This is a genomic window from Spirosoma pollinicola (assembly GCF_002831565.1).
Classification (GTDB): Bacteria; Bacteroidota; Bacteroidia; order Cytophagales; family Spirosomataceae; genus Spirosoma; species Spirosoma pollinicola.
Genome location: NZ_CP025096.1, coordinates 8,388,552 through 8,411,021 on the forward strand (window position 1 = coordinate 8,388,552; position 22,470 = coordinate 8,411,021).

The 22,470-nt window shown below is 45.8% G+C and carries 18 protein-coding genes, 1 rRNA gene and 1 other annotated feature; of the genes, 12 read left to right on the plus strand and 7 right to left on the minus strand.

Annotated elements, in window-relative coordinates; translation table 11 throughout:
• Window positions 1-12: 12 nt before the first annotated feature.
• The 3 genes from CWM47_RS35650 to CWM47_RS35660 form a co-directional block, all read right to left on the minus strand.
• Window positions 13-2,648, minus strand: a 23S ribosomal RNA gene (locus CWM47_RS35650).
• Between the two features lie 233 nt (window positions 2,649-2,881).
• Window positions 2,882-3,229 (minus strand) — a sequence feature (16S ribosomal RNA rRNA prediction is too short).
• 133 nt (window positions 3,230-3,362) lie between these two features.
• Window positions 3,363-4,865: a hypothetical protein gene (locus CWM47_RS38560; protein ID WP_157816169.1), complete on the minus strand. Its 1,503-nt coding sequence runs from the start codon at window positions 4,863-4,865 to the stop codon at window positions 3,363-3,365.
• Window positions 4,866-5,109: 244 nt separating this feature from the next.
• Window positions 5,110-5,817 (minus strand): TraM recognition domain-containing protein, encoded by a 708-nt coding sequence (locus CWM47_RS35660; protein WP_100993251.1) that lies wholly within the window; start codon window positions 5,815-5,817, stop codon window positions 5,110-5,112.
• Between the two features lie 142 nt (window positions 5,818-5,959).
• On the opposite strand from CWM47_RS35660, the gene CWM47_RS35665 reads away from it, so the two are divergent.
• From CWM47_RS35665 to CWM47_RS38565, 3 genes are all read left to right on the plus strand, one after another.
• Complete coding sequence (locus tag CWM47_RS35665) at window positions 5,960-6,166, plus strand: helix-turn-helix domain-containing protein (protein ID WP_100993252.1); 207 nt, start codon at window positions 5,960-5,962, stop codon at window positions 6,164-6,166.
• A 139-nt stretch (window positions 6,167-6,305) separates the two neighbouring features.
• On the plus strand, window positions 6,306-6,590 hold the full coding sequence (locus tag CWM47_RS35670; RefSeq protein ID WP_100993253.1) for a hypothetical protein: 285 nt from the start codon (window positions 6,306-6,308) through the stop codon (window positions 6,588-6,590).
• 5 nt (window positions 6,591-6,595) lie between these two features.
• On the plus strand, window positions 6,596-6,934 hold the full coding sequence (locus CWM47_RS38565; protein WP_157816170.1) for an HNH endonuclease: 339 nt from the start codon (window positions 6,596-6,598) through the stop codon (window positions 6,932-6,934).
• A gap of 71 nt (window positions 6,935-7,005) precedes the next feature.
• Here CWM47_RS38565 and CWM47_RS35675 read toward each other — a convergent pair whose 3' ends face one another.
• From CWM47_RS35675 to CWM47_RS35690, 4 genes are all read right to left on the minus strand, one after another.
• Entirely contained in the window at window positions 7,006-8,850 is a 1,845-nt protein-coding gene (locus CWM47_RS35675) for a type IV secretory system conjugative DNA transfer family protein (protein WP_100993254.1), read from the minus strand.
• Between the two features lie 52 nt (window positions 8,851-8,902).
• Window positions 8,903-9,724, minus strand: a complete 822-nt coding sequence (locus tag CWM47_RS35680) for a DUF5712 family protein (protein ID WP_100993255.1) — start codon at window positions 9,722-9,724, stop codon at window positions 8,903-8,905.
• Between the two features lie 20 nt (window positions 9,725-9,744).
• Window positions 9,745-10,155, minus strand: a complete 411-nt coding sequence (locus CWM47_RS35685) for a BfmA/BtgA family mobilization protein (RefSeq protein WP_100993256.1) — start codon at window positions 10,153-10,155, stop codon at window positions 9,745-9,747.
• A 231-nt stretch (window positions 10,156-10,386) separates the two neighbouring features.
• Window positions 10,387-11,586: an aminotransferase class I/II-fold pyridoxal phosphate-dependent enzyme gene (locus CWM47_RS35690; RefSeq protein WP_100993257.1), complete on the minus strand. Its 1,200-nt coding sequence runs from the start codon at window positions 11,584-11,586 to the stop codon at window positions 10,387-10,389.
• A gap of 348 nt (window positions 11,587-11,934) precedes the next feature.
• On the opposite strand from CWM47_RS35690, the gene CWM47_RS35695 reads away from it, so the two are divergent.
• The 9 genes from CWM47_RS35695 (at window position 11,935) to cas4 (ending at window position 22,431) form a co-directional block, all read left to right on the plus strand.
• A complete protein-coding gene (locus CWM47_RS35695; RefSeq protein ID WP_100993258.1) occupies window positions 11,935-12,342 on the plus strand; it encodes a hypothetical protein in 408 nt (135 codons plus the stop codon).
• A 386-nt stretch (window positions 12,343-12,728) separates the two neighbouring features.
• Window positions 12,729-13,724 (plus strand): PDDEXK nuclease domain-containing protein, encoded by a 996-nt coding sequence (locus CWM47_RS35700; RefSeq protein ID WP_100993259.1) that lies wholly within the window; start codon window positions 12,729-12,731, stop codon window positions 13,722-13,724.
• A gap of 214 nt (window positions 13,725-13,938) precedes the next feature.
• A complete protein-coding gene (locus tag CWM47_RS35705; RefSeq protein WP_100993260.1) occupies window positions 13,939-14,853 on the plus strand; it encodes a helix-turn-helix transcriptional regulator in 915 nt (304 codons plus the stop codon).
• A 500-nt stretch (window positions 14,854-15,353) separates the two neighbouring features.
• A complete protein-coding gene (gene cas6 / locus CWM47_RS35710) occupies window positions 15,354-16,022 on the plus strand; it encodes a CRISPR-associated endoribonuclease Cas6 (RefSeq protein ID WP_100993261.1) in 669 nt (222 codons plus the stop codon).
• Window positions 16,023-16,041: 19 nt separating this feature from the next.
• A complete protein-coding gene (locus CWM47_RS35715; protein ID WP_100993262.1) occupies window positions 16,042-16,827 on the plus strand; it encodes a hypothetical protein in 786 nt (261 codons plus the stop codon).
• Complete coding sequence (locus CWM47_RS35720; protein WP_100993263.1) at window positions 16,824-18,458, plus strand: hypothetical protein; 1,635 nt, start codon at window positions 16,824-16,826, stop codon at window positions 18,456-18,458. The genes CWM47_RS35715 and CWM47_RS35720 overlap by 4 nt, the downstream gene beginning before the upstream one ends.
• Window positions 18,459-18,493: 35 nt before the next feature.
• Window positions 18,494-19,390, plus strand: coding sequence for a type I-PGING CRISPR-associated protein Cas7/Csp1 (cas7p, locus tag CWM47_RS35725; protein WP_100993264.1), 897 nt, complete (start codon window positions 18,494-18,496; stop codon window positions 19,388-19,390).
• A 6-nt stretch (window positions 19,391-19,396) separates the two neighbouring features.
• Window positions 19,397-21,883 (plus strand): CRISPR-associated helicase Cas3', encoded by a 2,487-nt coding sequence (gene cas3, locus CWM47_RS35730; protein ID WP_100993265.1) that lies wholly within the window; start codon window positions 19,397-19,399, stop codon window positions 21,881-21,883.
• Window positions 21,880-22,431 carry a CRISPR-associated protein Cas4 gene (cas4, locus tag CWM47_RS35735; protein WP_100993266.1) on the plus strand — a complete coding sequence of 184 codons (552 nt, stop codon included), beginning with the start codon at window positions 21,880-21,882 and terminating at the stop codon, window positions 22,429-22,431. Before cas3 ends, cas4 begins: the two co-directional genes overlap by 4 nt.
• The last annotated feature ends 39 nt before the right edge of the window (window positions 22,432-22,470 follow it).

Consider the following 22,470-nt stretch of genomic DNA (forward strand, 5'->3'; position numbering starts at 1 on the left):
GCAAAGCTATGTATAAACACGCGACCGGGGCCATTAGTACGGCTCGGCTAAACGGCTCTCACCGCTGACACCTGCCGCCTATCAACGTCGTCGTCTCCAACACCCCTTTATACCGGAACACTCATCTTCAGGCCAGTTTCGCACTTAGATGCTTTCAGCGCTTATCTGATCCCCACGTAGCTACTCAGCCATACCACCGGCATGATAACTGATCCGCCAGCGGTGAGTCCATCCCGGTCCTCTCGTACTAAGGACAGATCCCGTCAGTATTCCCACGCCCACCACAGATAGGGACCGAACTGTCTCACGACGTTCTGAACCCCGAGGTGCCAAACCTCCCCGTCGATGTGAGCTCTTGGGGGAGATCAGCCTGTTATCCCCGGCGTACCTTTTATCCTTTGAGCGATGGCCCTTCCATGCGGAACCACCGGATCACTATACCCGACTTTCGTCCCAGATCGGCTTGTAGGCCTCACTGTCAAGCTGGCTTCTGCTATTGCACTCCCCTACCGATTACCGTCCGGTATGAGCCAACCTTGGGAAACCTCCGTTACCCTTTCGGAGGTGACCACCCCAGTCAAACTACCCACCAAACACCGTCCTGTTCCCAGTTAGAACGCCAGTAAGCCAAGGGCGGTATTTCAAGGTTGGATCCACGACGCCTGGCGACGCCACTTCAACTCCTCCCGCCTATCCTACACATGACTGACCGGCATTCAATGTTAAGCTGTAGTAAAGGTGCACGGGGTCTTTCCGTCCCGTGGCGGGTAAGCGGCATCTTCACCGCTACTACAATTTCACCGAACTCATGGTTGAGACAGTGCCCAGATCGTTACACCATTCGTGCAGGTCGGAACTTACCCGACAAGGAATTTCGCTACCTTAGGACCGTTATAGTTACGGCCGCCGTTTACTGGGGCTTCAGTTCAAACCTTCGCCTTGCGACTAAGCTCCCCCCTTAACCTTCCAGCACCGGGCAGGTGTCAGACCCTATGCGTCAACTTTCATTTTGGCAGAGTCCTGTGTTTTTGGTAAACAGTCGCCTGGGCGTCTTCTCTGCAGCCTCCCCTCGCGGAGTAGGCCCCCCTTATCCCGAAGTTACAGGGTAATTTTGCCGAGTTCCTTAACCATGATTCTTTCGCGCACCTTAGAATATTCTTCCCAGCTACCTGTGTCGGTTTACGGTACGGGTATCCAGACTCAGCCGAAGCCTCATCTCAACGCCCTATTCCGTCAGGACGTAACACCTTCGGCACTCCGTCATGGATATTGCCTGCGTAGATAGTAGTGGAATATTAACCACTTCCCCCTCAAAGCCCGGCCTTCGCCTGCTCCTTAGACCCCGACTAACCCTCCGATGACTGCCATCGCGGAGGAAACCTTAGCTTTTCGGTGTGAGGAGTTCTCATCCTCATTCTCGTTACTTATGCCTACATTTGCTTTTCCATGCGGTCCACCAGGGCTCACGCCCCAACTTCACCCCCCATGGAATGCTCTCCTACCACACTATACTCAAAGTATAGGTCCATAGCTTCGGTGATGTGCTTGATGCCCGTTTATTATCGACGCCCGCCCCCAGCCGGACCGCCTTTGTTCAACTTAGCACACACTTAGGGACCTTAGCTGATGGTCTGGGTTGTTCCCCTCTCGGACTTGGACCTTAGCACCCAAGCCCTCACTGCCACGCACCTCTCTGCGCATTCGGAGTTCATCAGAAGTTGGTAGGATGTGACTCCCCCGCATCCTGTTGGTCGCTCTACCTCACAGACAGTAACACGTAACGCTGTTCCTAAAAACATTTCGGAGAGTACGAGCTATTTCTCAGTTTGATTGGCCTTTCACCCCTATCCCCAGCTCATCCGGAAGCTTTTCAACGCTTATCGGTTCGGCCCTCCACGGTGTGTTACCACCCCTTCAGCCTGGCCAGGGATAGATCACCAAGTTTCGCGTCAACCCCCACTGACTAGACGCCCTGTTCAGACTCGCTTTCGCTTCGGCTTCTCTTTTCAAAAAGATTAACCTCGCCAGTGACGGTTACTCGTAGGCTCATTATGCAAAAGGCACGCTGTCACGCCACACTGGACGCTCCAACCGCTTGTAAGCGCCTGGTTTCAGGATCTATTTCACCCGGGTACTCCCCGTACTTTTCACCTTTCCCTCACGGTACTCTGCGCTATCGGTCTTCTGATTGTATTTAGCCTTACCGGATGGTGCCGGCCGATTCAGAGGGAATTTCTCCGGTTCCCCCCTACTCAGGATCCCCAACCCATCAACGCCCTGACCACTACGGGACTCTCACCCCCTGTGGTTGACTTTCCCAAGTCATTCGTGTTCGGTTGTTGATTTGATGTCGGGTCCTACTACCCCGCCTACGCCGTAACGTAGATGGTTTGGGCTCTTCCCCGTTCGCTCGCCACTACTCAGGGAATCACAATTGTTTTCTCTTCCTGCGGGTACTTAGATGTTTCAGTTCTCCGCGTTTGCCCTCTTTACAGAGTGATGGTTCTTCAAACCACCGGGTTGCCCCATTCGGACACCTGCGGATCAGCCCCTGCCAGCGGGTCCCCGCAATGTTTCGTCGCTTGCCACGTCCTTCATCGCCATCAGAAGCCTTAGGCATCCCCCAGACGCCCTTTTGCTGCGTGTCTACACGCGTATTCTACTTGTTGATGTCACGTCTCATACTCCATTAACCCGAAGGTTAATGTCGCTTTATCCGTACAGCGGTCTTACCCGGCTGTACGTCTCTCCCTGTAGGTCAAAGAACAGCTTGTCCACTCCCGAAGAAGCGGACAATGTCCTTAACAAACGTCAGCACTCAACCCGACTCCTCGATGCACGCCTGGGCGATACATCAATCGGCTCCAAAAAGGAGGTGTTCCAGCCGCACCTTCCGGTACGGCTACCTTGTTACGACTTAGCCCTAGTCACCGAGTTTACCCTTGCCCGGCTATTATACCGACCTTCAGGTCCCCCCAATTCCCATGGCTTGACGGGCGGTGTGTACAAGGTCCGGGAACGTATTCACCGCGCCATGGCTGATGCGCGATTACTAGCGATTCCAGCTTCATGGGGTCGGGTTGCAGACCCCAATCCGAACTGTGACCGGCTTTACAAGATTGGCTCCCCGTTACCGGATCGCTACCCGCTGTACCCTAGCTAGCTAGAAGAGGAGCTTACGGGATTCAGTTTGTTCTTATCTGGAGTCCAATCGCGACCGGATGGACTATGCGGGTTATCAAAAGCGGGGTCTGTTAATCGGTTCGGGAGCCATTGAATCAGCCCACCGGACGGTGGTCCAAAAAAGGCTGAAGCGATCGGGCCAACGCTGGAGTGTGGCCGGTGCTCAACATGTGCTAAATCTACGCACTTGCTTTATGAGCGAACGCTGGGAGTTGGTTAGAAAACATATCGAACCCTTCAATTACGCAATGGCCGCGTAGCGACAATTTGAAATGCACCCGATCCCAATCTGTCCTGGTATTTGCCGTATTGAAACTAACTAATCCATCAATATTTGCATATTGAGCACTTATAGCCGAATATTCAAAGTTATGCTGATTATCGAAGAAAGTGCTTATATCTATAAACGTTCCTCCGCTAAATATAACTTGTTTCGTAACTTTAGTGTTATCTATACTTAGTTGACCTAAGGAGATGAAACCTTCTGAAAAGTACATATTTCCTCCCACATTAGATCCAGACAAATTTAAAGATTTGTATAAATCAAAGATGTTATTAGAGTTTTCTGTTTGCCACTCACTCACAATAAAGGTATCTTGAAAATAGACGTCATTTCTTACTGATATTTTAATCAAATTACAAGAATTCCATATTATTGTATTTTGTAGAAAAAGAAAATCACATGTTAGTGCATTCCCATTAACACTACCTATAATATTATTGTATCTGAGACTCAATCTCTTGTTTATTTGCGCCAGTAAACAATTTACATCACCAAGTATAACATTATTATCGATACTGATCACATCTGACATTATATACTTTATATCTAAATCACCGTTTATGACGGCATTGAACAATATAAAATTTGATAATATTTTTGCATTTTCTAAACTTACAACACCATTTAATCTTATTGGCCTATTTGCTGATGATTTTATTATTAGATCCTCACCAAGATGAGCTTCATTTAATACGATATCGCCGTATATATCAACAATTGGTCTGTCTGTAATATTTGATATATCATTGTCTAAATTAGAAAATAATGAGTTATTCTCTAATTCTATACGAAAGTCACCATTTATGTACGTGTTTTTACCATTTATGCTTATGTGCCCTCCGTTTGTTTCTGTATAACCAATTTTACAGTCTTTAAACACAATAGTTTCTATATTACTATTTTTTAATGATATACCACTATTGAAATCACATTTTTCGAACCAAAGGTCTACTTTTATTGTAGTATCGCTTAAATCTAGGGAGTATTCTCTTTTTACTGTTTTAGGTCTATTCAAATTACTCTTTACATTTGACTTTTTTTTATTTTGTTCAGAGTACCATATATCTTCTGCTGTATTGCATATACGAGCATCTATTATTCTTAGTCTGTTTGTTTTGAGAATTTTGTTGTTTAATTCTGGCGTGTATGCTATAAAAGAGAAAAGTAATTGTAAGATTTCTGTTCTTATTACTCTTTCAGATTCAACAAGGTAGTTATTTTGATAATGGTTAACTGTAATCGATGTACAGTCTACTATTCCCGTCAAAGCCCCTTCATACAATAAAATTTTCTCCGCTGAACGGAGCTGTTTGTTTAGTTGATTCCTGGGAATAACTTTTTCTAATTCCTCCTGTTCATAGCCTAACTCTTTCAAGGCATCTTCTAGTGTTACTACCATGTCTGTGTTTTTTACAAAATTCCTATGATGCACGTATTTTACCTGCTATGCCAAGCTACTGATAAACTTAGTTTAGTTGCAAATACCAAATATTTTATTCGCTTTTTATTTTAGCTGCGTTAGTAGGCCCCGTAGAACAAGTAAGCTGAATCAAGCCAGCAACTTTAAAGTTGCTGGCTTGATTCAGCTTACTTGTTCTACGGGGCCTACTAACGCAGCTAAGGGGTCGCCGAAGGCAATTAGATTAAAAATCTAAGTTTTCCCCTGGTTGCATGACCTGACCATTGTTATTAGCTCGTCCGTTACTTCGGCCCAAACTAATTGTCGAAGGGTCAATTGGTTTGGGCCGAAGGGGTTCAAAAATTCCACTCTGACTAGGTCCTTGATGTTTGAATAAACTTTCTACTTCATCCTGGATTCGTAGAAAGTTTTGCTTTAAGTCATAAGTCGTTACCTGAGTGACGGGTACGATTTCCGGCAATGGGGTGGCTTCTCGTTCTTTAATCTGAGCCTTAAAACTGCTAAAATCCGACTCGACGAGTTGGCCGTAAAATTCTCCCGGATTCAGCTCTAACTCGTCTTGAACTCGTACCCGGCTGCGCTGGGCATAGCTACGATTAATCATCTGACTTTGCGTTTGAACCGAATCCCGACTGGTTTCACCTTGGCCCTGGGTGCGGTACTCTACATCTTCCATGCCCCACAGATCACTAATGTATTGTGCCGTTTCCCGGTGGTCGACTCGCCCGTAAAATTGATTGTTTAGGTTGGCTAGTAAGGCATCTTTCTTGCTGCGCCCGTACATGTCCTCGATCTGGCTTAGATCCTGCGCAGCATAAACTGTAGCGATCTTGTTCTCTTGACCCGTGGTTGATAATCGCTCAATTCCTAGAATATACTGTTCTGGGACATTATTTAAAACTACAGCAAAGCGTCCTAAATTTGGTTGGATTCATGCGGCCATTTCAATTATAGATTTTGCCCAAACCCAATTTATCTTCTACACAATGCAAAGTTATACAGTATTGAACTGTTCCAAAATACTTAATTTTGCGAGATTAGCATTGCCCTGATAGTTGATTGTTACGGTAACAATGGAAGATATAAAACAGCGGGTTGGCCAAAAAATTCGAGAGGCTCGAAAAGCGAAGGGGTTAACCCAAAAAGAATTGGCTGACAAGATTAGCTTATCAGTTGGCACTGTAAATCAATACGAAGTAGGTAAACAGAATCTTACAATAGAGACAATCCAAAAAGTTGCTAATGCTTTAGGGGTTTCTTTTGACATTATTTTAAGTTAATTTTTTTGTCTAAGAATTATGGATATATCCATAATTAAACTTATATTTATAGTGTCAAACGACAACAAAAAAGCCCCAACGCTGACAACTTGGCGGAAGCTAGCGAAGGGGCGAATGTTACACTTAACTTCATAGTCAAATGCAAACGGTGCAAAATAACGCTGTTTCGAACAGCCATGCAAACGCCTTTGTGCAAGTGATCAGCTTGCCCCTCGTCTCTACCGGCAGTTTCTATGCCCAAATAGAGACTCTTCGCAATGTTTACCTGTTGACCAAAAACCAATACATGGTTGCCCAACATGGCCGCTTACTAGCGGATGAAGTGCGCACTCTATCGCACCAACTTGAAATCCTAATTGATGGATTAGACCCTATGATTAGAGAGGCTATCTCGTCCCATTCAATTGAGTCTGAATCCGAATAAAGTCCATGAATAGTAAACCACTGGACAAGGTTGTTTCAGTAAGCAACCTTGTCCGACTTATTCGCCGGATGAATGAGTATGAAAACTGGAAGAGGGCGGTTTTTTTGCGTGATCGGTTCACTTGTCAGCACTGCGGGGCCAGAAACGGGCGCAAGCGGGTTATTGAAGCCGATCACATTATCAGTATTACCTTATTGGTCAAGGAAAACAAGGTAGATAGTGTAGAGTCGGCGAGTAGTTGTAATGCTCTTTGGGACGTAAACAATGGGCGAACACTTTGCCATTCATGCCACGAAAAAACGGAATCGTATCCGGGTCGCTTTGTTTCGAATACAAAAAGGTGAATGATAGTTGGGTTAAGGCTCATGGATAGGCGTTTTAACGCCTATCCATGAGCCTTAACCTCTAAATCCAGTTAACCATAATGTTCCCAATCATCAGACGGTTGGGGACTATCAGGCCGTTGGGGGCCGTCGGGTTGATCCGGTTTAGGGGGTTCTGTGGGAGAATCAGGCTTAGACGGTTTCGTATTATCTCGCACTAGTTGGCGAACATCCTCCTTGATTTGCCGAAAGTTGGCCCGTTTTTCCTCGTCGCTGACCGTCGTAAAGGGCTTAATAGGCACTGCTTTAGAAGGTTGAGCCATAAACTGAGTAACAAACTCATTGGTGCTCCCTTCCGCAATGAAGCCCGCGAACTGGCCCGTTTGCAAATCCCGAATTGTCTGCATGGGCAGACGGTCCCGCTGCTGAATGGATGTGCTGGCATTCTGACTACTGGATGAGCTGCCTGATGAGCTACTCTGTCCCGATGAGTAGCTTAGATACTCCACATCCTGTTTGCCAAATAAAGTCGTCACCCGTTGCAGGGTTTTAGGGTTAGTCGAACGGCCATAAAACTGATTGGACAGGTTACCCAGTAACATCTCTGATTGCTGAGGCCCCAATTGGCCTTCCATTTGTGAGATGTCTTGTACGGCGTAAACCGTTGCCACTTTACTAGAACGAGCCGTAGCAGGTAATTCATGAAAGTTTGGAATGAATAGGGTAGGGGCTTCATCCAAAATAATGATGCTTGGTAGCCTGCCCGGTTTATTCATTCGCTTGGTGGCCGTCGCAATGATGAGCGAAATTAACGGGGAATACGTAGTAGGTAAGTCAGCATCGTTGCCGACCACTAGAAAGCTAGGCTTTTCGGGGTTGTTTAAATCGAAAGGTACTTCATCCCCGCTCATGACCCAAAAGATTTCGGGCGTGTTTAGTACGGCCAAATAGCTTTGAACGGTCGTGAATATACTAGCTAGCGTCTTTTCGGAGTCCTGACTAGAAGTAATAGCTGCCACTGATCCACGGACTTCTTCATCCGTACTCAACAATTCGAGCAAAGCTTTAGGCTGCGTTTCAATGATGAGGCTGCTGGCATGAGGCAACGTACAAAACTGAGGGTAGTTATTGCGTAAAAACCAAAGACTGCCGGTTAATAAGGCTTCGGCGGTTTGTAGCCAAATGTCCCGTTTCAAACTGGATTTGTAATCCAGATTACTAAACGTGGTCATGGCTGCCTCCCGGGCGTAACTGGCGTTGGTAATAAGCCTAGGACTAACGGGATTGATTCGGTGACTACGGGTCAAGTCTGTAAAGTTCACATAGAAGGTCGTTACGCTACTAGACCCATAAGCCCCCGCTACTTCCTCGGCCAACGTAGGAAATTTCCGATCATACAAAATACCCGTAAAGTTGGCGGCTGCGGACTGCTGGATAATGGGTTCAATGAGACTTTTGCTTTTGCCCGTGCCCGGACCACCGCAAATAAAAATACCCCGAAAGATATTATAAAGCTCAAGTACACCATCTACCGTCATAAATGAAAAGCGGGGCTGATCATCGGGTAACGGCTCGGGTTCGGCCTGCCAGCGAAACAGGGGCTTGCCGGTATGAATCCAGTACCCATAAACACCCGTCAGTAGGATAGTCGTGTAAAACCAAACCGATGAGTGATATCCCCTGGGAGTAATAGGATTTAGTATAAAGGAAATCACTAGCCCACAAAATATCAAGACAATAGCTAGCACCCCAAAGCGTAGCCAAAGTTTATTCCAAAGAACGTGATTATTGAAATGGGTTTTCCGCGTGTAAAAAATCATTCGCAAGGCCAAATCAGGAATAAAATTAATACCCAATTGGCGCAAAAAGCCCAATGAAATCGCAATTAAATAGCCTAAAAGAATACAAGTGCCAATGATAAAAAATAGCGTAAACATGACTAAGAAAATATGTTTCGTTTGATAGTAGGAGTCAGTAAACGAGTAGTTATTATAGGGTGAAATTTTCCTTAGACCGGTCTTGATCTTTTTCCCTTTCCACCTCGCTTGACTTCACTTTTGATTGCTCCCAATTAAGATGATTTGGTTGCTGTTTAAGGGCCTCTAATCGCAACGCTAGGCGCTCTTCCTGACTGCCTTTCTGCAAGGTGTTGGCATAGTTGAACGTTTCGGTTAAGGGCCTCTGATAACCAAACTGCCGGTCAAACTGGGCTTCGACTGCTTGCTTAAATTCGGTTCGATCAAACCCCCCTTGCACGGCTCCTTGACTAGTCGCCCGGTGGTTGGTAGCGGGGCTTAGTTTAAGTGGGTGCTTTCGATCAATTTCACCAGCCTGTTTTTTTTGTTGATACCGGGTTAAATCCTCCGTTCGGCTCACGATAATATGCACGTGCGTTTGGGGTCCTTCCTTGGATTCCCCCTCGACGCGCTGCTGTTGTTGCACGGCTTTATCGGTATGAGAGAAGGTTCGTGCTTGCTCGATCTTGGCGAACCAAACGAGGTCAGTGCTTTTTATCCCCTTTCCAAACTGCGAAGCGTATTGGTCCATGGCTCCTCTGGTAAAAGCCTCCATTTGGTGACGGTTATTACCCAGGTGATTTAGCTCGGATTGGCTCGGACTCAAGATGACTTGGTAATACTTATCGTCCTGTTGTCCTAAGTGCTTCCGGTTCGCGTCAATGCTGCTCGTTACCTGTGAAGCATCTATATTCCCTTTGTCATGAGTGAACCAATTGCCCTCGCCTTCCTTCTCCAGGTATTGTACTAATCCAATACAGCTCCCCTTACCTCCGTTTGAAATCTTGGCTATCATCTCAGGAAAACATTAGTAGATTAGTTCGTCTTTTTCATTAACTCCTCATAGACGGCCCGAAATCGTTCTGTTTGAAATTCGGGCTTGAACGCCCCGCCAATGGTCTTTATCTGCGACTGACGCAACGTTTTGGGTAAGTCCTGGCTAACGAGTTGAAGGAGTAATTTTATATCGTCGCTCATGGGGCGAAGCAGTTCATTCTCCTGCTGGCGAATAAAGGATACTAATCGTTTATCAAGTGCTTTTATGGCGTCCGTTGGGTTATCCGCTTGGGGATCTCGGGGGTCAGCATGGGTCGCTTTGAAGTAGAAAATCATGGCTTCTAACAGCCCTTTTTTAGACAGATCGTAACTATCGGCCATGCGCTCAAACTCGGCAAACAGATCCGCCGAAATCAATATTTGCTTGTCTTTCTCTTTACTTTTTTCCATAACATCAGTTAAGAATCAGTTTTTGATATTTGATAATCAACACGTTAAACTATAAACTCAGTGATAACCTGAGTTTTTCCGTCTATTAAATACATTCACCTGAGTTTATTATTAAGGTTAAAGAATTGAAAATCACATTTTTAGTTATAAAGCTGCCAGTGAAAACTGAGCGTGGTACTGTTCCCGCTCGCTCCTTAAATGAGGGAAAATTAGAAGAGGCATGCATCTGATCTAGCTGTACTCTAGTGCCCTAACAAGCCCATACGTTTGTTGTAGCTGAGCAAAGGCATTCAAAGTTTGGGTGATGTCTTTCTCCTCGTGTAAGGCCGTTACAATAAGCCGAAGAATCAGGGTTCCTTTTGGCACGACTGGATACACAACCGGACTACAAAATACCCCGTAGGTATAGCGAAGCTCCTTAAGCAAGTGGGCCGCTTTCTCTTCCGAACAGGTCAAGTAAATAGGGGTAATGGGACTGCACGTATTACCAATATCGTACCCAATCGTTTTTAACCCTTCCTGAAGTAACCGGGTATTTTGCCAGAGCTTGTTTCGTCGTTCGGTTCCTTCTTGAGTTAATAGCTTTAATTTGAAAAGCACACTGGCTACGGTCAGTAAGGGCAGGGTCCGACCAAATGTCTGCGAGCGTAAATTGTACTTAAAGTAGTCGATGAATTCCTTTCGAGCCGCCACAAATCCCCCCGTAGTGGCAAGTGCTTTAGCAAACGTGCTGATATAAATATCAACTTGGGGCATTAAATTTCCCACAGATCCGTGTTCCCCAAAGCTCATAAACCCGTGAGCATCGTCTACCAGCAGGGTAAAATCATAGGTCTCTTTTAGCTTAAGAATGTCCGCTACATTGGCCGTATCCCCTCGCATACTGAACACGCCATCGACTAACACCAGCACTTCGCTACCGGGCCGAACTTTAGACAATAGCTTGCCCAATTGATGAATGTTATTGTGCTTATAAGAGAACTTTGGGCCTTGATGAAGCCTGACCCCATCGATCAAACTAGCATGTACTTGTTGATCATAAATGATAGTATCATGCCGATCCACCAAGCTATCCACGACGGATAGGATACCTTGGTAGCCGAAGTTGAGTAGTAGAACATCCTTGCCGATAAGTTGGCTAATTTCGGCTTCTAACTGTTCGTGGTAGATGGTATTCCCCGTTAAGAGCCTTGATCCAGCGGGATAGCCAGCCCCGTATTTTTTAACAATCTCGGTCTCTGCCTGAATAACGGTCTCGTCCGATTGTAATCCGAGATAATCATTAAAACTCCAGACAATAACCTCCCGGCCTTTGAAGCTCATACGGCTCCTTAGAGGCCCTTCGAGCTTGGGGTAAATGTATTCACTTTGGTACTGGCCATACGCACTAAGGCCACGGTTTTTACCGCTAATCTTTTCAAGTAAACTCATAAAAACGTTGAGATAAAGAAGTAAACAGTAGTCCATTTTCTTCGCCTAAATCGGGCGATTCGAGCTAACTGCCTTAAGGTCAGCTTTGAATATTTCTTGTTAAAAATCCTAAGCTTTTCACATACCCTAAGTTACTAAAAATTGATTAAACGGTAGCTTAAATTTTTTTAAAACTATTTTTATAGTTGTATTTATTTTGATTAGAGCATACCTGAGTTAATACTAATTTTTTTGTTGCTGTTTTAGGATAGGGGAGAGGCTAGAATCTGTACACCTGAAATCAATGGATGAATTTCAAACCTGGATGTATAAATATTTTCACAAGAATGTATTGAATAGCATTAAGTCATGCCATTTGGAGCCGTTGAAGAGCAGATTATTGATGCTGCCAAGAACTATAGTACCGTCCTGCACAAAGCCACTGAACTAGTCAGCCAGGCTACAGATGATTTGTTTTCTGGCACACCGGCAACCATATACCTGAAAAAGATGGGCCATAGGCAGCTTACTTCTGAGGAACTTAAGAACATCATTACTGCCTTGGGAAGTGCGGAAGATAAGCAGATCGTGCAAGACTTTCAACAGGCTCAGTTGGAGCTATCCCAGCGACTACAGAATACAAAAAATATCGGGTTACTGCTGAAGCAGGCCAAAATTCCTTATCAACAGGCGTATGCACGCTTTAGCCGGAGTGATCTCTGGAAACCTGAGCAGATGATTCAAATTATGGAGGTACTTCGACGCTTGCAACTCTAATAACCAATGTCAAAATCAATTGCAGGTTTAATTAGACTATACTTGGGTAGGAGCGAGGAAAGCAGTTGTAGAATGGTCAACATTTTTCCATAACATACAGTTGACCTGACACCCAAAATAAATCGGACGTTTCTCTGAACGGTAGTCGAGTAGTAAGGAAGGGGCTGTAACAGGCCCTTTTTGCGTTCAATAAATCCGTTCAATTTAGTGGTTCACTATTTTTAGCCAAGTTCTGGTTTTCTTGAACGTATGCCATCTATCTGAGTAGCTTGCTTATGAAGATTCATCGCCGATCCTTCAGCCTTTATTGAGTAACTTCGCCGATGGAAAGTCGTGTTAGTTACGATCCCATTTTACTCAAAAAGACTTCTTTGCATTCCCTCTAAATGGATCAATTAGTTTCTGACATTCGACAGATTATTAGCCAATCGAGAGAAAGTGCGGCTCGCTCTATCAATCATGCATTAGCACTTATGTACTGGCATATTGGCCGGGTTATTGTCGAGGATGAGCAGCAAGGTCAACAACGAGCCACGTACGGTAAAGCACTGATTAAGAATCTATCAGCTCAGTTAGTGGCTGAATTTGGTGAAAATTTCTCGAGTCGAAACCTTCAGTTAAGTCGACAGTTCTTCCTCACCTATCCAATTGTGAACTCACTGAGTTCACAATTAACCTGGACGCATTATAAAATCTTGGTGCGCCTAGAAGAGACTAGTAAGCGAGCGTTCTACATGGCTGAGGCGGAGAAAAATGCCTGGACGGTGAGACAGCTGGAACGGCAGATCAATAGCCTACTTTATGAACGATTATTGATGAGTCAGGATAAAGAAAGCGTCTTGGCCATTGCTCAATCACAGGCTAAACCAACTAAGCCCCATCAGGTCATCAAAGATCCCATTGTGTTAGAGTTTTTAGGCTTGAAACCACAGGCTAGTTACTACGAGCAGGATATTGAGCATGCGATTATTACCCATATTCAGGAGTTTCTTCTGGAATTAGGCAATGGTTTTTCCTTCGTCGCTCGGGAAAAACGGATCATTATTGATAGTGACGAATTCAAAATCGATTTGGTCTTTTACAATCGGTTGTTACAATGTTTTGTGTTACTGGATCTGAAAATGGATAAGATTACTCACCAAGATGTGGGTCAGCTACAGATGTATGTTAACTACTATGACCGTGACATAAAGGAATCTTATGAAAATCCCACCATCGGTGTTTTGTTGTGTGCGGATAAAAATGACGCCGTGGTCCGGTATACGCTGCCGGAGAACAATACCCAGTTATTTGCCAGTAAGTATCAATTGCATTTGCCTACCGAGCAACAACTAGTTGAGGAAATCCGAAAGGAATTAACCGATGATACAAAGCAACTTTAACGTATTTTTCAGGAGTAGGGAAATGGAGGAAGTGGATTATTGTGCTTTCACTAAAGCCAAATTGGTTAGAAAAGTATGTTGAAAGAGTAGTTTGTAAACCGGCCTGTCACATTGACTTAATAAGTAACAAATAAAAATAAAATTAAATAATAACATACTTTAATTAAACTTCTTTCCCTATGTTGGCGGACAATTCATACCATGTCCATCCCTTATGAACGATTCCGCAAAACTGCGCCGTCAATTACATTTAATTCGTTGCTTAGATAAGCCCTACACCTATCCGTCTTTAATACAACTCCACAAATACCTGCTGGATCATGACATCGAGCAGACGTCGCTAGCCACTGTCGAGCGAGATATAAATGACATCCGAACCGACTACGACATATCCATAACCTACGACCGTCGACAGCATGGCTACTTCTTGGACTTACCAACCGATGATGAGGATATTAGTAATTTTCGTGAGTTTGTTCGATTGCTCGAACGGCGCGAACGGTTGGAATTATTAACGCAGTCGGGTCGGTCGGTGGCTCAATACATTCAGCTTGAGCAACATAATGGCTTTAGAGGTCTCGACCTGATGGCTCCATTGTGGAATGCGCTTCAACGAAGGTTAGTCGTAACATTCAACTATCAGGCATACAAAGATCAGCCCGCTGAAAAACGCTGGGTTGAGCCTGGCTTGTTATTCGAATACCGAAACCGGTGGTATCTGGACGGTTTCGACCTGGATCGAAACGGTGAGCGCACGTTCGGCCTCGACCGGATCGTTGATTTGACAATGACTCCCCAATCTATTCTACCCAGCCGCCAGACCGACTACCGGGCTGCCCGTCGACACGTTATTGGTGTGACGGCTCCGCCCGGTAGCCCCATTGAGCGGGTATGTTTACGTTTTCGCCGACCAGAGGCTGAATATGTGCTGTCGCTACCCCTGCACAACAGCCAGCAAACCGTTGCCGAAACGCCGACCCATGTTGATATTGAACTTCATGTCGTGTTAAATCATGAGCTGGAACGGGAAATCATGGCCTACGGTGAGGAAGTCGAGGTATTGGAGCCGGTTACTCTACGGTATATTATTATAAATCGAATAAAATCATTGAGCAAGATCTATATCTGAGTACTTCCATGATTATTATCCGACCTAAATAAAATCCATAAACTATTTCCGTGAATATTAATTTTATATGATATTTTTCTATGTTTGTGTCGGTTATCGATGATCGCATAAAAAAATGCGACTGCCGCCAAGCAGTCGCATGAGAAAAGTTGGGGCCGGACGCAAGGCGCGTGCAAATTCTTGGCAGATTCTGTGTTAGGGGTTCGACTCCCCCGGCCCCATAACTAGTGTCACAAACATAGAAATTATCCACGATAGTTTCTTAAAGTAGAACTCTGTTCTCAAATCGCACCTTCGGGTATTGAAACTGAATATTAATGTTAGCGGCAATTTGCCACACATTATTTTTTAATCGCACCTCCGGGTATTTATATGGCACTCCCTCAACTTTTGGGGGGAGTGCCTGTTTTCCTTTGTTTTGTTCAATAGACAGTTACCCTATTTCACTGACCTTTTCGCACAATCTCCTATACATAAGCATTAACGACTACTTAAACCACATGCGTCTTCAACTAAACCTCACATCTAATACCCAGCCGGTACCATTTACTTACCTCTACAATCTAGTTGGCTCACTACACAAATGGATTGGTGAAAATAACTTATTGCATGATGGGATGAGTTTGTACAGCTTTGGCCGTCTGACGGGTGCTGAAAAAATTGGCAAACATCTTTATTTCCCAAACGGCTCAACTTTGTCAATCAGTTTTCAAAACAGCGACCATGCATGGGCTATGGCCAAAGGAATTTTGAAAGATGACAGTTTGGCCTTCGGAATGCGAGTTATTGAAGCAAATGAAATGCCAATACCTTCATTTGAAAATCGCGTCCGATTAGCCACCGATGGCGAAATAGTTGTGCGTACTAAGCGGCCAGATGGTAGTCGTCAATACTTGCTTTGGTCGGATGAAGCCGCCAACGAGAAAATGACGCAACTCATGCGGAAGAAGTTACAGGCGGCTGGCTATAATGAATCTCATCAAACCATCAACATCCGATTCGACCGGGATTACCCGAAAGCGCGTACCCGGCTTATGGACGTGAAAGGTATAAAGCACCGGGGAAGCATTTGCCCAGTCATTATCGAGGGAACCCCGGAAGCCATTGAGTTTGCCTGGCTAGTCGGGGTAGGCGAATTAACAGGAAGTGGTTTTGGGGCATTGGTATAGATTACAACCTTTTCTGAATATGGAACAAATTGACTTAAGTTTTTTCATTGAACCGCCTGAGTTGACTGTTACGGCGATGTTACAAATTGACGCGCTGGCTCCACTATCGATGGTAGCGGCCCAGCCGGGGGCTTACTATCGAAGTCAACCCGCCCCGACGGAATTTATGCTATATGGCCTTTTGGAAAATGCGCTGGGCTGGCATTTATCCGCTACTCCCCGTAAACAGGTGATGGACGATCTGAAAAAATCAGCTAAAAAATCAGCTAAAAAAAATGTGGCCTGGGCTAAATCACCTTGGATAACTGGTAAACCAACTGGCTCCCCCGAAATCGGATTTGTGAGCTTATTGCAGTACCATGTTGCTTTTGAGGGTTTAGAAAAGCCTGTTCAAGTTGATACTTTCGATGATTTATGGTCTCAGCAACTACGCGATACGGGACGCTCATTTTTTGGCGGAAGCCGCCACTATGATGCTTCGTTGTCTGATTTGATGACACGCGAACGTCGAGGTGACGTTGAATTTGGCGACCGGGCGGAACACGAAGTACTTCGTGATGAATCCCTGTTACTAGCGGCCGATGGAGCTAAGATTCAGTATAAGTCGGTACGAAGCAAGTTCCCACATTATTACGTCAGTCCAACGGTTCGGGAATACGTCATTCCGCGAAGCCCTTATTTGTTTCGGCTTCTAACGACACCATCAGTTTCAGCCTTGTTGAAAGATGCGTTTAACGACCCATCAGCGCCCTTATATATAGGCTCTAACGATGGTTGGGTAGACGTTAGCTATGAAGAATTATGATCGACTTAGATTTTTTACACCCATACCCTCGTTACGGGGTGGCTGCTGCACTAGTTGAGCAAAACGCTTTTTTAGACGGGTTGACCACATGGCAACACGTAGCCGAATTAGCTTGGAAAGCAATTGACCGAGCGCTATTGCGCTACACGTTATTTACATCGGATGATCCACTTCTGGAAACGACCGAGGTTCTTCGGTTTGACTACTTAGATGAAAAAGTATTGGACCCCGGCAAGAAAAGCGGTCAAATAGCCGCCAAGGGATATTATCTGCCGCCGTATGTAATCACTACAGATGGCTCGTCGGCGGCAACGGTAGCCGAAGCCCGGACCATTCGAGATTTATTAAAAAAGGCAACCGAAGAGGATCTGATTAAGACACAAAAACTGAAACGATCATTTGCTCCGTTGACCAGCAAAGTAAATAACGGGCGTTCATCAATGGCTGAACCAAAGTCAACACTGCTTGAAGCGGCTTTTACCGTTGTAGCGACACTGACCGAGTTTAAACCAGCCGCACAGGTATCGGTAGGCAAGGGAATGGCCAACACGACCATTATTCCAGATTTGCCCTTAGTGGATGGAGAATTTGAACCTTTGATTGATTTTGTGCAGGTCTTCGCCGATTTACGGGTACGTAAGCAGAATTACCAAGTCAAAAACGACGATATGTTGCTGGCTAAAGTTGATCCGAAAGATCGCAAATACCGGCGACCACAACTGTTTCGGGGGAACTACCCGAATGCTCCCCGTGACGGGTCACTAGGAGCCATTTCGCTGGTGGCCGCTATCGGTGCTTGGGCTCGTGAAGGAGGGCGGTTTAGTCATAAGCAAAAAGACGGTACGAGTCGTGAAGAGCCGAGAGCCGAATTTGCCGAACGTGTGTTAGATCAGTTAGCTGAAAAGCCACTTTACATTCTTTCGTACGAAGGGGTGGGGCAGGAAAAATACGGGCACCATCTAGTCGATATGGCTCTCCACTATGACCTGCCCGCTATTGTCAGGGCGGCTCATCGAGCCATGCCATTTGGCGTCGAAAAACTTGATGATCCCAAATTCAAACTTTACAAACGGTTTTTCGACCGATTTCTACAACAACTTGACCGGCCCACCTTCCGGGATTTCATGGCCGCGCGAAACGAATATCCTTTTGAGTTAGCTCCAATCTTCATAAAATATATGGAAACAGAACACCACCTATCCCCCGAATTAATTGCGTCGGCTCGCGCATACGGACAGTCTTTAAATTATGCGGCCTATGTTACGGCCGAATCTGAACGGCAGGATGATATCAAGAACAAACGTCGTGAACGTCCGCTAAGCGAATACAAAAACCGTATTCTGGTTCAATTTGAGAGTACCATTTTGAGTGCAAAAACGCCGACCGCCTTACTTTCACAAATGGGCATCATTGTAGGACGATTAACAGGACGTGAAATGGATAGTAAAGCTGGATTTTTTATGGAAACCGCGGCAGGCTGGCCCGACAGCCAGTTATCACTAGCCCAAGAACTCATTACAGCATTCATGCGCCTGAGTTCATATCGGCCTAAAGAAGTGACAGGCGATAATGCTATCCCCCCAGAAGAAACCATTATAGACAATCCGGCTAACGATCCAATGCCTGCCTGAATACCATTCTTGAACTTCTTAAAAACAGACAACCAATGAAAATCAAATCAATTACGGTTACGTTACTTGCCCCCATGTCCGACCATGCCGCTAACCGGGGCGAGAAATTGCTCGGTAACGCATCATCCATTAAACGCCGACCCGATGGGCGGGTATATATTTCTGGTCAGATGCAACGCCACGCCTTGTTTAGTGCTATTGATCGACTTAACGAAGACCATCCGCAGCGTAACGGTACGTATGTTGCTAACGGCGATGGTCCATCAACGAATGTGGCAAAGGACCTTCGTAGTGATCTGGGCGGCTACCTCGATACAAATAAAGACGACTATTCGGGTCGCCGAACTGCTCCAGCTACGGCAACTCCCGGTGTGGCGCAGGCAACGAGTCAAATTGGACGGGATTTATTAGTGCGGCTTCGGATGGATGAGAGTAAAGATTCAGGTCGTAAACAGGCGTTGGCCACCAACGAGTATAGTCAAAATGATCTCATGCAGATGAGTTTTCACCTCGACGTTGGAGCCGTAGGCGTAACCAAAGAGTATAAGTACGAAACAGAAGCGCACGTCGCAACCACCTACAAAAATCATTTAGAGGGCCAAGACGGTGAACATGCCCGCCGGGTGCGGTTGTTTCTGGATGCTACTCGTTCCATAACAGACTATGCCAATCAGGCCCGTAACGCTACTACCGCAGAGCCACAAAAAGTGCTTATCGTACTGGACACTAAGATGAGTAGGAAAGCCGTTCGCTATTTTGCCCCTGGCACGAACGCCACTGAAAAGACGCGTATCTTGGCCGAACTGGATAATCGGGATGCCATTTACTTTCTTGGCGACGATACGAACCCAGACACGCTTAGTGTCGATGAGGCTTATCAACAGGCATTAGCGGCATTGGATACTAATGACTTGTATACACCTGTAGCCTGATTAGTTATGGAGCCGTTAGCCAAACCCTCAGGTATCACGCTCAGAGACCATCGGCAACACGTCTATGATGAAGCATTGGCTTTACTGGACGCACATCCTTTCTGGGAAAAAAAGTATAAAGAACTGACCGGAGACGATTTGCGCTACCGGCTCAAGCGCGTGGCCTGGTGGCACGATGCAGGAAAAGCCCATCCAACATGGCGCGATGCCTGTCGTTCTGACTATAACTTGTACAGATCGTGGCGGCAGAAAAACGGTATGATTATTGAAGAGCCAGACCCATCACAAAACGCGGTTGACTTCAAAAAGTATGAAGCGGCCATGCGTAAGGCGAAGAAAAATAGCAGCCCAAATCTGCAGAATGCAGGCTTGCGCCATGAATTCGACTCACTGGCGCAAGCTCTGAATCAACTCAGAGGGGATGACACTATTACATTGACTGAACAAGTTGCGATTGCCGCCCATCATGGTAAATTGAATCACCGCCACATCAACCGATGGCAACAGGATGGGAAGTCGCAAAAGGATGATACAAAGGGGCCATATTGGTCTTTATGGGCTAAGTTGAACAATGAATCTGATTTGATTGGCAGAACAGGTAAAAGTTCACGTAGCCGAGACGATTGGCAACTACGAGTACTTGAGCGGTACCGCATTGCCGCCGTGCGTTCTCTCCTGCAACTGGCCGATACCCGGGCCAGTCGGAGAGAAAGCGGAGGTATAACCCCTGACCTAGAACCGTTTCATTATCATTTTCCTGACAACTGGACGAAGCGAGATGTGCAGGAAGCTGTACTAACCGGGGCTGACCAACCTATTTGTATCCTGCGGGCCAAAACTGGATCAGGCAAAACCGATGCGTCTTTACTGTGGGCAAAGCATCAGATTGTTGGAAATCAAAAACCAGTCGTTGATGAAGAAAAACCGGAATGGGCTCAAAAAGCAGACCGCCTAACTATTGCCATGCCAACGCGTTTTACATCCAACGCGTTAGCAATTAGTGTCGACAAGAATGTAAGCTCAACAGGCTTGTACCATTCCAGTGCCTGGTATACCCGCTACGGCAATGTATCAGACAAAGAGCGTGATGATGCTAAAGAACTGCATAAACTGGCGCGTGGTTTGGCTACTCCGGTAACCGTGTGTACGATAGATCACTTACTTCTTTGCCTGACAGGAACCAAGGAAGACCAGCATACAAGTTTCTTTTTTCTGGCTAACAGTGCCGTAGTATTCGATGAAGCGGACTTTTATGATCCATTCGTTCAAGCCAATTTGATTGTTTTACTCGATACACTACGGCTATTGAAGGTGCCTGTATTGATTATGAGTGCCACTGTGCCAGATTCACTTCGGGTACGGTATAACATACCTGATGCCATTGTGGACGTAAAGGCTGGTGCGCAAACAGCCAAATGCCCTATTGTATGGCGTGGGGCTGTTGAAGGGCCTAAAGACGTAGAAGGTATTTTGAAAGGTATGGTTCGTCGGGGCACGGGTATTGTATATGCGAATACCGTAGATCGAGCATATGCCTATTATCAATGGTTTGCGGAACAATTCAAAAAAGGAGGCCCAAAGCCTATATTATATCACAGCCGTTACACGGAACCCGATAAGAAGGCAATCGAAGATGAGTTGATTGCAATGCTGGGGAAAGATGCCTGGACAGAACATAAAAATGCGGAAGGAATTGCCATTTTAACTCAAATAGGGGAAATGTCAATCAATATCAGCGCGCCGATTATGTTGTCAGATGCCTGTCCCTGGGATAGATTGGCGCAGCGAGCCGGACGATTGGACCGTTTCGGCCTTGACCCAATGGGTGGAATCTTATATGTAGTTGAGCCATTGCGAGATGGGACTTCTTACCCAGCTCCGTATGGTGAATTACCCAAAGGCGGAAAAGGCTGGATTCCGGCTGAAGCATTTACGCAAACCGTTCAGGAATTAGCCAGCGAATTTGACGAAATTCCCACGCCGGTTTCATCAGCCAGCTTTGTAGAACGAGTCAATAATCTTTACAGGGAACAGCCTACTTTTACCTCAAAAATTGAGCAAAATCGAGATCGACTCAAAGACTTAATGAAACTTAACTGGATGATTGTCTCAAATCAACATGCTGATGAGGAGCAGATTACTGTTTCGGGAGAATGGAAAAGTAGAGACATTCCTCCTCAACAAACGGTCTTTATCAGCTTGCCTGAATTCGATGCAACAGAAGACGAAGAGGGTGTATATGTATTTAAAAATTGGGATACGTATCGTGGTTACGAATTAGAGGCTGGTATTAGTTGTCCTGATTATCTAGTTCGAATGGGAAATGAGCGGAAGCAGTTATATCCTTTTGTATTTAGAGTAGGAGAAGACAAAGATCCTCATACAGTTCTAATTCTTGTCGATGGTATCTACACATCTGAAACAGGATTGGCTCTTTTGGGTAAAGGAGAAAAGACAGATCGAGCAAAAGGAGTTATTGAAAGCAACTCATGAATATCACCTCCAAACTCCGAATCGGCGGGATGCTCGTGGGGTACTACCGGCTGTGCCCTCGTAAGGCCTGGCTATCCATGCGGGGTATCTGGATGGAGCAGGAGTCGGATACGGTGGCGCTGGGACGGTTGCTGGATGAGTACAGTTACGACCGATCCGACAAGCATATTGAGATCAATGCCGAAGCCCCCGACGGTACGCCCTTGGTGGGCAAAATCGACCGGGCCACCCTGAAGAATGGGGTGCTGCACGAAACCAAGAAAAGTCGATCCTGCGAAGATGCCCATCTTTGGCAGGTTCGGTTTTATCTCTGGTTGCTTACCCGAAACGGCGTAACCCGATCCGACGGGTCGCCGTTTCGGGGACAGTTAGATTACCCTCTGCTACGACGTACCGAATGGGTCACGTTGGAACCAGAACATATTGATGAGCTTGTAGCTACCGTTTCGGCGATTCGCGAATTAGCTACGCAGGACGTCCCTCCGACCCGGCTCCTTAAACGAACCTTTTGTACCAAATGCGCTTTCGATGAGCTGTGTTATGGATAATCGACTGACGGCCATCTCGTTTACCGTGAGAAATCACTA

What these genes read in the sequence shown, in the direction of transcription:
- CWM47_RS35720 (WP_100993263.1), top strand. Translation starts at nt 16,824, where the DNA reads ATGATCGACTTAGATTTTTTACACCCATACCCTCGTTACGGGGTGGCT.
- CWM47_RS35695 (WP_100993258.1), top strand. Translation starts at nt 11,935, where the DNA reads ATGCCATTTGGAGCCGTTGAAGAGCAGATTATTGATGCTGCCAAGAAC.
- CWM47_RS35715 (WP_100993262.1), top strand. Translation starts at nt 16,042, where the DNA reads ATGGAACAAATTGACTTAAGTTTTTTCATTGAACCGCCTGAGTTGACT.
- cas7p (WP_100993264.1), top strand. Translation starts at nt 18,494, where the DNA reads ATGAAAATCAAATCAATTACGGTTACGTTACTTGCCCCCATGTCCGAC.
- CWM47_RS35670 (WP_100993253.1), top strand. Translation starts at nt 6,306, where the DNA reads ATGCAAACGGTGCAAAATAACGCTGTTTCGAACAGCCATGCAAACGCC.
- CWM47_RS35690 (WP_100993257.1), bottom strand. Translation starts at nt 11,586, where the DNA reads ATGAGTTTACTTGAAAAGATTAGCGGTAAAAACCGTGGCCTTAGTGCG.
- CWM47_RS35675 (WP_100993254.1), bottom strand. Translation starts at nt 8,850, where the DNA reads ATGTTTACGCTATTTTTTATCATTGGCACTTGTATTCTTTTAGGCTAT.
- cas6 (WP_100993261.1), top strand. Translation starts at nt 15,354, where the DNA reads ATGCGTCTTCAACTAAACCTCACATCTAATACCCAGCCGGTACCATTT.
- cas4 (WP_100993266.1), top strand. Translation starts at nt 21,880, where the DNA reads ATGAATATCACCTCCAAACTCCGAATCGGCGGGATGCTCGTGGGGTAC.
- CWM47_RS38565 (WP_157816170.1), top strand. Translation starts at nt 6,596, where the DNA reads ATGAATAGTAAACCACTGGACAAGGTTGTTTCAGTAAGCAACCTTGTC.
- CWM47_RS35700 (WP_100993259.1), top strand. Translation starts at nt 12,729, where the DNA reads ATGGATCAATTAGTTTCTGACATTCGACAGATTATTAGCCAATCGAGA.
- cas3 (WP_100993265.1), top strand. Translation starts at nt 19,397, where the DNA reads ATGGAGCCGTTAGCCAAACCCTCAGGTATCACGCTCAGAGACCATCGG.
- CWM47_RS38560 (WP_157816169.1), bottom strand. Translation starts at nt 4,865, where the DNA reads ATGGTAGTAACACTAGAAGATGCCTTGAAAGAGTTAGGCTATGAACAG.
- CWM47_RS35680 (WP_100993255.1), bottom strand. Translation starts at nt 9,724, where the DNA reads ATGATAGCCAAGATTTCAAACGGAGGTAAGGGGAGCTGTATTGGATTA.
- CWM47_RS35665 (WP_100993252.1), top strand. Translation starts at nt 5,960, where the DNA reads ATGGAAGATATAAAACAGCGGGTTGGCCAAAAAATTCGAGAGGCTCGA.
- CWM47_RS35705 (WP_100993260.1), top strand. Translation starts at nt 13,939, where the DNA reads ATGAACGATTCCGCAAAACTGCGCCGTCAATTACATTTAATTCGTTGC.
- CWM47_RS35685 (WP_100993256.1), bottom strand. Translation starts at nt 10,155, where the DNA reads ATGGAAAAAAGTAAAGAGAAAGACAAGCAAATATTGATTTCGGCGGAT.